This is a genomic window from Bradyrhizobium sp. CW1 (assembly GCF_023100665.1).
GTDB classification, from domain to species: domain Bacteria; phylum Pseudomonadota; class Alphaproteobacteria; order Rhizobiales; family Xanthobacteraceae; genus Bradyrhizobium; species Bradyrhizobium canariense_D.
On sequence record NZ_CP064684.1, the window covers coordinates 6501725 to 6514239 of the forward strand.

Below are 12515 nucleotides of genomic sequence, written 5' to 3' on the forward strand. Positions count from 1 at the left end.
TCTTCGGGGAAGCGCCCGACGTCCTGGCTTGCGCCGGTGTTTGGAAGTTTCTGCACACGCCTGCCCGACGAAGTACACGAGCTCGGGTGAAGCCGCTTGACCGTGAGCCTGTCCGGATGGAACCTCCGACAGGTACCGCCCCGGCGTCGGTGACAAGCTCAGCCTTGGAGCAACTTCACGGACCGCCGAGCTCTCGAGATATTGTCCGACCTCGGTCGAAGAAATAGACCCCTGCAGTGCCCAGGCACAAGACGACCACCACCCACCATAGGTGCCTTGACGATCTGTGCAAAACCGGTGGCAAGTCTGAAACGGCTGTTCAATTGCATCGATCACTCCTCGCTCGCCTACCCGGTGATTACTTTTTCCATACCAACTCGAGAACAGACTCACGCCAACAGCCGTGGCGCCGCGCGACACCGACGATCCGCGCATTGGTGAAGTCGACTACGTACCGGGATGTCCCCGAGCCGGCGCAGGATCCCTGGGTGGATGGGGAATACGCCAGGCAGAAGTCAACTACCAAACCTGGTCAGTTGCTGAAGATTGCGAGGCGACGTATCAAATTTGATCGATGAACCTCTCACGAGTCAGGTCGTGGAGCAGTTCCAGCTCTAGCAGCGTCAACGGCCCCGGCGGATGTCTCGTTGGCGAACGTCGGAGATTCGCGAAGCGGAGTTGAATCTGGGGCCCCGCCGTGGCCGTGTTGATTCGAGTATCTCGCCTGCAGCAGTTGTTCTCTGTCTTCGAGAGGAACGGCTTGCTATCCCACACCGCGTTTCGTCAGCAGATCGGCCGTCACGCAAGCTTCCAATTGTCTAGCGACATTCCGGATACTATCGGCAAAAAGGAATGCAAAAGACTTCGCTTGCGACCACAAACTTCGTAAACATAGGATAACAATCGTTGCAGACCTCGGTCCTGGAAAAGTATTGCGATGCTCGCCTTCCTTGGTACACCATTTATCCAACTGTAGCCCAGTTCTCCACGGTGGTCGGCGCCGAAGCCTGTGAGAAATGGCTGCAGCGCCTGCCGGTTAATGAGTCCGTGTCGCTCTATTTCCACGTTCCGTTCTGTCGATCGATTTGCTGGTATTGCGGCTTCGCTCGAAGCATCACTCGCCGGGATTCACCCATCCTAGAATATTTGGCGGTTCTTCGTAAGGAGATCGAGTTGGTCGGGGCGCAGGTGCCGCAACGGCTGCCTGTGAGCGACGTGCACTTCGGCGGTGGAACGCCGACCCTCATCGAGCCCGCGCAGTTCGGGGCGCTGATGGAACTTCTGCGCCGCCGCTTTGCGGTTTCGAAAACGGCCGCCATCGCTGTTGAGATCGACCCGCGCACGTTCACGCTCGCCACATCCGAAGCGTTAGCGGCTGCCGGCGTGAACCGGGCGAGCCTGGGCGTCCAGAGCTTCGATCCAATTGTTCAAAAGGCCATTAACCGCGTTCAGAGTGAGGCACAAACAGAGCGCGCTGTCGAAATGCTGCGGCAGCATGGAGTAATCCGCATCAACTTCGACCTCATCTACGGTCTGCCAAATCAGACGGTGCAGTCCTGCGTTCAGACCGCGACTACGGCGGTGGCCATGCGACCAGACCGGCTTGCGGTATTTGGCTACGCGCACGTTCCTTCCTTTAAGAAGAACCAGCGCCTGATCGACGAGGCAACGCTGCCAGACAGCCCTGCCCGTGCAGAACAGGCCGCGGCGATGGCCAATACACTGATTGCTGCGGGCTACCGCCAAATCGGACTCGACCATTTCGCCTTGCCGGACGATGAGCTCACGCTGGCGCAGAAAGCCGGTCGCCTGCGGCGGAACTCACTGGGTTACTCGGCCGACACCCGCCATAAAGTCATCGGCTTTGGCCCGTCGGCCATCGGCCGCCTTGGCGACGGTTACGTCCAGAACGAAGTTGAAGCGGGTTCTTACAGCGACCAAATCAATGCCCGCCGTCTGGCGACGGCAAAGGGCTACTGTCTCAGCCTCGAAGACCGCGTCCGGGCCGCAATCATCGAGCGACTGATGTGCGATTTCGAAGTCGACGTGCCGGCAATTTGCATGACTCATGGATTTGACCCGGTCCCTTTCCTCGGTTCACCCGAACGCTTGGCAATGCTCGCCGAGGATGGGATCGTGGAGGTGGAAAAGGGATTCATCCGCGTGAGGCAGGAGCATCGTTTTCTAACTCGCGCTGTGGCCGCCGCATTCGATGCTTATCTTGGCGCGCCGCTCTGCTAAGACCAGCCAAGGAGCGCTGATCGTATGAATGCATCACCTTCCGTTATGCGCCCAGAAGCCCGGGTAACGATTTTCGCTCATCTGGTGCACTCACGTACAGCGCCAAATTCGTAAACGACGCCGTGCGCAGCTGCGCGACGAGAGCCGACCCGGCCCTACCGCGAAGACGGCTAGGCGAGTTGCTGCCGGGAATTGGACGCCCCCGACTGCAACGCAGTCCGCTCAAGCGGCGTGACCGACAAAGTTCATCACATCACCACCATTGCCCGTGTGGCCGCGGACCTCGACCAGGACGACGACTGGCTGCGGGAGGCCGCCAACAAAATGGCGATCGAGGACGGCTTCATCTGGGTCTAGCGCGCCGGAGAAGATGAGATCTAGGCGTTCAGCGACTTCGGTATCGAAAACCTGATCAAGCTCGTCCGGCTGTACGAGGATATTTCGACCTCCTCAAGCGCTGGCAGCGCGGGATACCGCAATCAGCCTGCGATCTACGCTGGAACTCCCAGCAAAGAGGAGCGCTTCGTGGTGATGCACGACGGATCCTATTGATGTGCATGGTCGCCGCTCGACCTGGATCGCTACGGTCCGCTGCGTGCAATCCAGAGCAACAGCTGGTCGACGCGATGAGCTAGACCAAAGAGCACAAAAAGGACCAGCGCCGGCGCGACACGGCGCCAACGATAATCGAGCACCACAGTTAGAACCGGATCCCGCGGGATCGAAGCAAGTTTCCCGTAAGAGCCTCGCGCAACCGGAATCGAAGGCCTTCCCGAATGGCACTAGTCGATGCTGCCATACCGGAGTTCGTCACTGACGCCGGGACGGTCTCGCGCCGAGCGGCACGATACCTACGATTCGCACAGCGAGGCCGACGTCCCGCGCCCCGTCAACCTACTAAACCTAGCAATTGATGCAGATGACGGACACATGCCAGTCATTGCCGGTGAAACTCGCTCGGGCCACATCAAGGACGAAGTCGCGATGCGATATAGATTCGGTAAATCCAATCGAGCTGATGGATGTTCTGTCTGGTCCCGCAGCTATCAAAACGCCTCCAATCGCGCTCTCCACCTTCCCATGAGAGCCAATCAAGGCCTCGTGCCGGCCTCAGCGAGCTTACGGGCGTCAAAAGATGTTAGCCCCTTCTGCCCGCCTGTGCTTCATCCCATGGACCGAGCTGCAGGCGTTTCTAGGGTCCGGCGTGTTCTTATGCGAGCTCAGCTACTGGCGGGGCTCTCTGTTGAAGAACATCCTCGTGGCAGCGGATTTGTCGCGAGACTCCCTGGGCTCCGTGCGCTGGCCGCCAATCTCTTGCCAGCGAACGTCACATCGAGCAGGCCACTCTCCGACTCGACACGGTGCAGCAGATGCTTGCACTCGATTAGCGATCGAGCGGCTGGGTTGCGCCGCGCTGGGTACCACCAGGTTGGCCACGCTGCGCCAGCAGTGGTGATAGCACGGAAGGCTGGGCGGGTCTCGTTGGCATAAAGATGCCGCCTGGCCTCAAGCGTCACCTACATCGCCTTGAGCGCTAGGATCGCGAACCGGCCTAGGCCGTCAGGTGGACGTGCACCTTATTCAAATCGACGGACGTGGAAATCACGATGCATTGTTGCGGTATAGCGCCAGTATCCATGCGGGCAGACTCGGCTGGCGCAGTTGCTTTCATCTCTCGACCAAGTGCGAAGCCAAGAGGGCGTATTCTCCTTTCCCTGATAGCTAGTCTCGCCTGCAGTTCGGCGGAGGCAGAACCTCGTGATATCTCTGGCCCTAGAAGTCACAGCCCCGATGAGCTCGCCGAGGCAAGAAGCCAAACAATCTCGAATCCGGCTGTAACCTTCCGAAGCGGCAGGCCCAAAGGAGCAGCGCGCCTTTCTGGAAACTCGCTGCCAAAAGCAGCTAGGTCTACCACAACGGGCGATAGTGCGGAGGTCACCGCCAAGAGCAGAAGTCAAAAGCAGAATGACCCATTCGCAAAATTCGAGAAGCTCCGCGAAAAAGGTGCGGCGTTCACTGGTCCTGGTCCTGCGGACACCGTAGATCAGGATACAGCTTCTGTCAGATCCGAGCTTTCGGATCTCGGGATTGGATTCGCTGGCTGGACCCTAAACACGTTTATCAACAATCAACTCGGTAATGCGGCCAGAAGCACCATCGCCAATCAACAATATGTCGGCCAGAATCCGACATTTAGTACGGTCAACTCTATGATCGTGACCTATGACCTCGCTCGGTTTGGAATTCCCGACGGTCAGATCGTCGTGGGAGCCGAGCATCAATATTGGACATGGAAGAGCGCCGGGCCAGACCGACTGGGAATCAATGCAGTTTCCTACTATCAAACATTGTTCGAAAGGAAGATCGAACTCAAAGTGGGTTACCTCAGGAACCAACATGAGTTTGCGGGTGCCGGAGAAAAAGTTTTTGGACCCTCGTCGAAGATGCTGTTCCAAGCAGGCATGAGCAACAATTGGGCGCCAACGCCGGCTCTTAATCTGAAATACAACTTTGACGATCGCTTATATAACAAGCTCTCAATCCAGCGCTCGCTTAGTCCGGCCGGTCAATATGCGCATGTAAGCGAAAATCCCACTGGCTTGAACTGGAGCACGCGCGACGCGGGCATTCTTTTGCTTGATGAAGTTTGCTATAAGAACAAGCCTACTCCCGGCGTACCCGAGACTTGGCTGCGGGCTGGCGTGGGCTTTAACAACAGCAGCTACACGGACCTACAGCATCCGACGCAACCGACGGCCAAGGCGAACAGCGTCTACTATGTAGCTGCGGATAGGCAATTCTGGCAGTCTGCCGTCCATGGCTCGGCATCTCGCGGAATCTATGGCGGGTTCTCTGTGATGTACGCTCCGCCTGACCTAAATAGGGCTAGTCAGTACTACGAGCTTCGCCTGTATGCGAAGGGCCTGTTTGACAGCCGGCCCACTGATCAGATGAGTCTTGTTGTCAACAACACCATCTGGAGCCATTTCGCGGTGGACGCTGCATTGGCGAAAGAGCAGCTGGCGCACCGGGACAGCACAGCAATTTCGGGACTGTATACGGCGCATCTGGCGCCCGGGATATATACAACCGTAGGACTGACGTACATCAATCACCCGACAAGCATTACCTACACGCCGCAAACAGGACACGCCCTGAATATCTTGGTATCTACGTCGGTATTCTTCTAGGCTCTGAGGACTGCGCGGAGCGGCATGTAGTCGATGTCCCACTCGCCCTTTTCAACGGTATGGGCCACCCATCACGGCGATTTTGGTATCCGCTTTGCTCCTGACGCGAAGCCGGGTACCGCGTAAATTGAGCCTTGGTATCCAACGTAGCATGCTGTTGGGAATGGTAGGTTAGAGCCTTTGCTGCTTCGGTCTACGAGCGATAGGCCGACGTCGTACTTGCGCAAGAGCTATACCCTCCGGCCGCGGAATGATCTCCCATGCTCATTTGTTCAATCGAGTGCTGAGCTTGCGGCAGCGACATTGCTTTCGGATGATTGCTGGTGCAGCTCGTCAGAATCGCGCCCGAGCTCGTACTCTGCCATGACAGGCCGAAATCGTGCCCTCGGAGCTTAGTTCACGCCGAAGAGGTGTGGTAAGCGGAACCGCGACACAGATGCCAAAGCTACCCAACTACGGTAATCGCTGTATCTGTCCGACGGTCGTGGCGCTGGCCGAATGGCAATGCGCGAGGTCGACGGACACGTGCCCCCCCTTCGGCGGCAAATCGACCGGACGCGGCCGGATGACTTGCGCCACTCGAATGCTGACTCATTTTCGTCGGTCGAGACGAGCTTTAGCATCTTACTCCAGCAAGGAGGTCGCCTCCCGAGTCTGCGGCGCGTTAGCCCTCCCATCCAATTGCGCGTGGCGTTCTGCTGGGTTCACTTCTCTTCTCAAACATCTATTCGCGCGAACATGCGATAAGAGCAGTGCATGATTGGTGAATTTTGCCGAGCCTTGCTAGGCAACCTTCGTGGACGGGTGCTTCGTCGTCTTGAGGCGCGTTACACTGCTTCGACCGTCGACGCTGACGGGCGCGTCACCATCGATTGTGGCACGATGAACGACGCGATGCTGGTCACCGTAATCGTTGACCGCATAATGCTGCGTTGCGCGGTTATCCCAGATCGCGACATCGCCTTCTTTCCAGCTCCAACGTACGGTGTTTTCGGGTGCCGTGATATGAGACTGGAATAGATCAAACAGCTTCTGACCGTCGCGTTTTGGGATACCAATAAACCTTTGCACCAGATCGCCGAGCACCAGGGCGCGCTCGCTGGTCTCGGGATGTACACGGACCACCGGGTGCTCCGTCTCATAGATCGTTTTGGTAAAGACCTCATCAAAATGCTTCTGGTCGATTTCGCGAACACGGCAGGTCCCAGCGTAGTCGAAGGCGTTGCTGTGAACGGTCCAGAGTTCGTCGGCAAGCCGTTGGAGCGGCCGCGGCAGATCCAGATAGGCGGCCACAGCGTTCGACCAAATCGTATCGCCACCGGACGATGGGACCACAATGGCTCGCAGCACCGCAAGTCTAGGATACGCCGCGAGAAAGGTTCCATCGGCGTGCCATACATCGGCCCGGCTACCTCCGCGCGCGGAATCAAGCTCGATGATCGAGGCCGTTCCATTGACCGTACCGAGTGTCGGATGCGGCACCAGCCTTCCCAAACAAGCAGCAAATCGCTCCTGCTCCGCGTCATCAAGATGCCCCTGATCGCGGAAGAAGATCACCTTGTGTTCGAGCAGCAAGCTGGTGATCTCAGCGATGGTTTGGCGCGGTAAATCACCCGAGAGCTTAATATTTCCGATTTCAACACCGATGCGCGCTGCGCGCTTGACGACGTCGGTCAGTGGAATGACCCTCTCGGTCGAAGCCGTTTGTTTCATTGCGAATATTTCCAAAGCTTTGCGGATTCTTCAAGCGCACTAGGGCGCGTGTGACTAGGTTTCGTAGGCGAGCCTCGCGCTACGGGTACTCTCGAGCAAGCACCATGCCAGTTGGAAAACGGAGCTGTGAACGTCCCTCAGGTACGGGACCGGGTTTGAGTCGAACAGTTTGCCAGGAACTCGATGCCACCCCCCACCCTCTTTCCAACCCACCCGGGCCGGCGGCGAAAGGTATAGGGCGCATAGTCGATAGAAAATGTACCGCTCGGCACTCGAAGAGAAAGGCCATACGGTCCTCGTGCAACGTCGGGCAGCCAGCCTTGCGCGCTGTTCTCGTCCAGTATGCGCACTCCGCTTAACAGTTTGCGGCAATCGGCCAGTCTCGAGCCGCCTCTGCGAACGGACCATCACCGGCTCTCAAGGTGTCCGGGACCTGCCTTGGCCGTGATCACTGCCGAAACAGCATCGGCTGGAAATGGGAGAGGAATAGATGACCCTGGAAGAGCTCCAAACGATTGAACTACGGCTTCATCCAGGCGAAAGCCATTGATCCGCGGCACTGGGCTCGCGATGTTCTCGATGCACCGACGTCCGAGCACGGTAAGGCAGATGTTCTGCACGGTCCGGCTGGATTTGCCCAACAAGCCAAAGATATGTCCACTACCAGTCTTTACAGGTGTTTCAATGTTGTCAAAGTAGTTGCCCTCGATCAGCACTTGCACAGATGGTCCAGCATCCACTGCATGGAAGAATCCGCCGCTCTGTTGCGCATTCGTGTTGTGGAAGTAATTGTTGAGGAGATGAATAATAGCCTGGGCACCGTCAATGTGCGGCGCCCGCCCTGAGATCTCATGGAAATAGTTATTTGCGATGGTGATCGTCTGCGGGACACCAAGAAAAGGAGATTCCAATAGTGCTCCCCGTTACAATAGGAGGAATAGGTATCGCTGCCATCGAAGTCGTTCCAGGAAATCGTAATATTCGTCGTAGGGCCAAGGCCGCCGGCAATCATCTGCCGCCCGATATTATGAAACCGGTTGTGATCGATCCAAACCAGGTCGGCTCGTGCAATTGCAATAGCATCGCCGGCAAATATCATGCCTTGATTGATATCACTGATGGTCAGGTTGCGAATAACGACGTTGCTGACCCCATTTAGGCGCAGCCCCTTCCCTTTGATTGTCGCGCTCGGGCCAACGCCGATCACCGTCTTGTTTGAGCCAATCTCCAGCGGGTGCTTGCCGGCCCTGTCGAAGCCGACCAATGTCTTCTCCTTGCCGTCGCAATGCGCATCGTTGCCATCTATAAGGAGAAGGGACTCACTTTTATACGGTGCCGAACAAGCACGGCCGTATTGGCAACCCTGCCCCTCGCCTTGCCCTTCCGTACCGGTAAAGTCTATGGTTCCGGCTACCTGAATCTCGCGCGGACTACTGTCATTGCAGCGCCCGAAGCTGTACGAACGACACAACTCATACTTCAGAGCTTTGGTTGATCTGACCTGAACTACCTCGCCTCCAAGGCCGCCCGTCGCTGCAGAGCCAAAGCCATTGAGGGCTTCCGATCGCACATAGTTCGATCCGAGCACGGAAGAGACGCCGACGACGACAGCAAGTCCACCGAGCACGCGCAACGACCGTTTGATGTGCTTCATCGTGTCCCTCATAGGCATGTGCTCTCTTTTACCCGGAAAACCCGCACGAGGACTTGAACTCTCGAACTCAAATGCTGAACTGGAATAGGCCATCAGCATCCGGCGTTAACGCCATCAGATCGTCCTCAATAAGGCAGGATCGGAATATCGGAACCATGCTACGCAACAGGTGCAGCCGCACGCTCCGCACCAGCTGTGATGGATCTGGGTAGCCATTGAGCCAATCACGGCCGATGAGAGCAGCGGTCGACCTTCGAGAGCCCCGTCAGAGGAATACTGTGGGGTGCAACACGTCTGGCCTAGGAGTTTAGTCCCAAGTTTTGATGGTGCATTCTTATCGCACGATTCGAAGGATGCGCTATGGGACAAGTTTTACACGGCTGCGCCACGACGACGGAGGCGGTCCGTCGAACAATACAAAATAGTCAAGAGAGCCTGAGAGTGCTCGCCAAGCGCTACGGGATCAACCAGAAGACTGTCGCGAAGTGGAGGGAGCGCGAGACCGTCGCCGATCTCCCGACAGGCCCCAAAGAAGCCAAATCGACCGTGCTTTCCATCGAGGAGGAGGCGATCATCGTCGCTTTCCGGCGGCATACGCTATTGCCGCTCGACGATTGCCTCTATGCGCTCCAGCCGACCATCCCGCATCTGACGCGATCATCCCTGCATCGCTGTCTCCAGCGCCACGGGATCAGCCGATTGCCGGAGGTCGGAGGCAGCAAGCCTCCGAAGAAAAAATTAGAGGCTTATCCGATCGGCTATTTCCACATCGACATTGCTGAGCTCCAGACCGCTGAAGGCAAGCTCTACCTCTATGTCGCTATCGATCGCACCAGCAAAGTCGCCTTCGTGCAACTGGTCAGGAAGACGGGAAGGACCTCGGCCTCGACCTTCCTCGAAGCTCTGATCGCGGCTGTCCCCTACAAGATCCACACGGTTCTCACCGACAATGGGATCCAGTTCACTTTCCCCCCGCGCTACGCGGACGGCCCCACGGCAAGAGAGCTGGCTCCGCAAATTCGGACAGTAGTTTGAGTGGATTTTCTGCCTGACAGCGGCGAGGATTCTTGCCGCGAATCAGGAGCGAAGATGACGAAGAAGAGCCGCCGGACGCATTCTCCGGCATTCAAGGCGAAGGTTGCTTTGGCTGCGGTCAAGGGCGACAAGACGCTGGCGGAGCTGGCGCAACTGGTTGATGTTCATCCGAACCAGATCACGATCTGGAAAAACCAGCTCCTGGAAGGCGCCGCCGGCGTGTTTGGGCATGACAAGGCATCGGCCGAGACGCCGGTCGATTTGAAGGCGTTACATGCCAGATCAGCGAGCTGGCGTTGGAAAACGATTTTTTGTCCGGCGCGCTCACCAAGGCGGGCCTGCTGAGCGCAAAGCGATGATCGACCGCGGTCATGATCTTTCTATCGTGCGCCAGGCGAAGGTCCTGAAGCTGGCTCGCAGCACGGTCTACTATGAACCTCGGCCAGTTTCGGCCGAGGACCTTGCCTTGATGCGTCGGCTCGATGAGCTGCATCTCGATTATCCCTTCGCGGGAGCGCGTATGCTGCGATCGTTGCTGCGGCGGGAGGGCGTATACGCCGGTCGCCGCCACATCGCGACGCTGATGAAGCGCATGGGGATCGAGGCGGTCTATCGTCGCCCGAACACGAGCAAGCCGGCACCGGGTCACAAGATCTACCCGTACCTGTTGCGCGGATTGAAGATCGAGGGGCCCGACCAGGCGTGGGCAATGGACATCACCTACATTCCGATGCGGCGTGGCTTCGTCTATCTCGCGGCGGTCATCGATGTGTTCAGCCGACGGGTCCTGGCCCATCGCGTCTCGATCACAATGGAGGCGGCCTTCTGCGTCGAAGCGGTCCAGGAGGCGTTGGCGAAGCACGGCAGGCCCGAGATTTTCAACACGGACCAGGGCAGCCAGGTTCACCCGCCTCGAGTTCACCGATGTGCTGCTGGACGCGAAGATCGCCATCAGTGCGCGTTTCGCGGGATCGTGAGCACGGATTTCAGCGCATCGTGAGCAACGATTTCAGAGGATCGTGAGCAGCGATTTCAGGCGATCGTGAGCAACGTTTGGCGGTGCCGGACGCTTCGACCGACAACTCAACCGGGCTACGGATTTCTCATTCAACCAATGAGGAAGCCTGATGCCTACCGAGAGATTGTCGATGCGCCGGATCCGAGAAGTTCTACGTTTGAGGCACCAGGGCCTGACCGAGCGCGTCATCGCGCGGACGTTGGGAGTGAGCAATGGGGTCGTACACGGTTATGTGCGTCGCGCCCGCCTTGCGGGGCTGACCTGGCCGCTGCCGGAGGGCCTGGACGACGAGAACCTTGAACTGCTGCTGTTTCCGGCGCCGACGGCAGCCTCGCAAAGCGACCGGCGCCCGACACCGGATTGGGCTTATGTCGAGAAGGAGCTGCGCCGCCGCAGCGTGACGCGCCTGCTGTTGTGGGAAGAGTATCGCGCCGCCAATCCGGACGGCTTTGGCTATACCTGGTTTTGCACGACGTTCGAGGCCTGGAAGCAGCGGGCCCGGCCAAGCATGCGTCAGACCCACGCCGGTGGGGAGAAGGTATTCGTCGATTTCGCCGGCGACACCATCGATATCTTCGATCCCATCACCGGCGAAGTGCGCGCCATGAAGCTGTTCGTCGCGGCGATGGGGGCCTCGAACTACACCTACGCCGAGGCCTGCCCAAGCGAGAGCCTGTCCGACTGGATCGGCGTGCATGCCAGCCTGTTCAGGTATCTCGGCGGCGTGCCGAAGTTCGTGGTCTGCGATAATCTCAAGGCCGCCGTGACCAACCCCGATCGCTACGATCCCGGGATCAACCGCACCTATGCTGAGATGGCCGGCCATTACGGCACCGCGATCCTGGCGGCCCGGCCGAGGCGACCAAAGGACAAGGCCAAGGTTGAGGTCGCAGTCCAGATCGCCCAGCGCTGGATCCTGGCCCGCCTGCGCAACCAGCGCTTCTTTTCCCTGGCGGAGCTCAATACCGCCATCCGCGGGCTCGTCGTCGAACTCAACGCCCGCCAGATGCGCGGCTTCGGCTCCAGCCGGACCGAACTGTTCGCCGAGATTGATCGCCCCAGGTTGAGAGAACTGCCGGACCAGCCCTACGTCTTTGCGCGCTGGAAGCGTTGCCGTGTCGCCCCAGATTATCACGTCGAGATCGACGGCCATTGGTATTCCACCCCTTACCGCCTGATCCGTGAACTCGTCGATGTCCGTATCGCCGACAAGACCGTCGAGGTCTTCCACAAGGGACAGAGGATCGCCAGCCACGCCCGTGCGCCCAACCGGCGCGGCCACACCACGATTGCCGATCATATGCCCAGCGCCCACCGCCGCTACGGCAAATGGACAACGGGAGGGCTGATCGCCGCCGGCGAGAAGATCGGTCCATCGACGGCGGCGTTCTTCCAGGTCGTCATCGAAGCCCGGCCGCACCCCGAGCAAGGCTTTCGCACCTGCCTCGGTATTCTGTCGCTGGCCAGGAGCTACGACCATGCGCGCGTCGATGCCGCCTGCCGACGCGGCATCCTGATCAAGGCTCGCTCCGTCGCCTCGATCCGTTCGATCCTCAAGAGCGGCCTCGATCGCGCTTTCCTCGACGAGACGTCCGACCACCAGCCCCTGCGCCACGGCAACATCCGCGGTCAGGGCTATTTCCACTGAACCAGGGAGACTCCA

The 12515-nt window shown here is 58.6% G+C and carries 6 protein-coding genes and 2 pseudogenes; 6 read left to right on the plus strand and 2 right to left on the minus strand.

What is annotated here, in order from left to right:
* Positions 1–906: 906 nt before the first annotated feature.
* From hemN to IVB54_RS31500, 3 genes are all read left to right on the plus strand, one after another.
* On the plus strand, positions 907–2241 hold the full coding sequence (gene hemN / locus IVB54_RS31495; protein ID WP_018459901.1) for an oxygen-independent coproporphyrinogen III oxidase: 1335 nt from the start codon (positions 907–909) through the stop codon (positions 2239–2241).
* Positions 2242–2472: 231 nt separating this feature from the next.
* Positions 2473–2598, plus strand: coding sequence for a hypothetical protein (locus tag IVB54_RS41515; protein WP_256374451.1), 126 nt, complete (start codon positions 2473–2475; stop codon positions 2596–2598).
* A 1280-nt stretch (positions 2599–3878) separates the two neighbouring features.
* Positions 3879–5432 carry a carbohydrate porin gene (locus IVB54_RS31500; RefSeq protein ID WP_247282780.1) on the plus strand — a complete coding sequence of 518 codons (1554 nt, stop codon included), beginning with the start codon at positions 3879–3881 and terminating at the stop codon, positions 5430–5432.
* Positions 5433–6215: 783 nt separating this feature from the next.
* Here the strand turns inward: IVB54_RS31500 and IVB54_RS31505 are convergent.
* Together IVB54_RS31505 and IVB54_RS31510 are read right to left on the minus strand one after the other, a co-directional pair.
* Positions 6216–7145: a TauD/TfdA family dioxygenase gene (locus tag IVB54_RS31505; RefSeq protein WP_018459905.1), complete on the minus strand. Its 930-nt coding sequence runs from the start codon at positions 7143–7145 to the stop codon at positions 6216–6218.
* Between the two features lie 709 nt (positions 7146–7854).
* Complete coding sequence (locus IVB54_RS31510) at positions 7855–8799, minus strand: hypothetical protein (protein WP_088930847.1); 945 nt, start codon at positions 8797–8799, stop codon at positions 7855–7857.
* 360 nt (positions 8800–9159) lie between these two features.
* On the opposite strand from IVB54_RS31510, the pseudogene IVB54_RS31515 reads away from it, so the two are divergent.
* The 3 genes and pseudogenes from IVB54_RS31515 to istA form a co-directional block, all read left to right on the plus strand.
* Positions 9160–9765 (plus strand): annotated as a pseudogene (locus IVB54_RS31515) (DDE-type integrase/transposase/recombinase); the annotation flags it as partial.
* Between the two features lie 123 nt (positions 9766–9888).
* Positions 9889–10790 (plus strand): annotated as a pseudogene (locus IVB54_RS31520) (IS3 family transposase); the annotation flags it as partial.
* A 171-nt stretch (positions 10791–10961) separates the two neighbouring features.
* A complete protein-coding gene (gene istA, locus IVB54_RS31525; protein WP_247361339.1) occupies positions 10962–12500 on the plus strand; it encodes an IS21 family transposase in 1539 nt (512 codons plus the stop codon).
* The last annotated feature ends 15 nt before the right edge of the window (positions 12501–12515 follow it).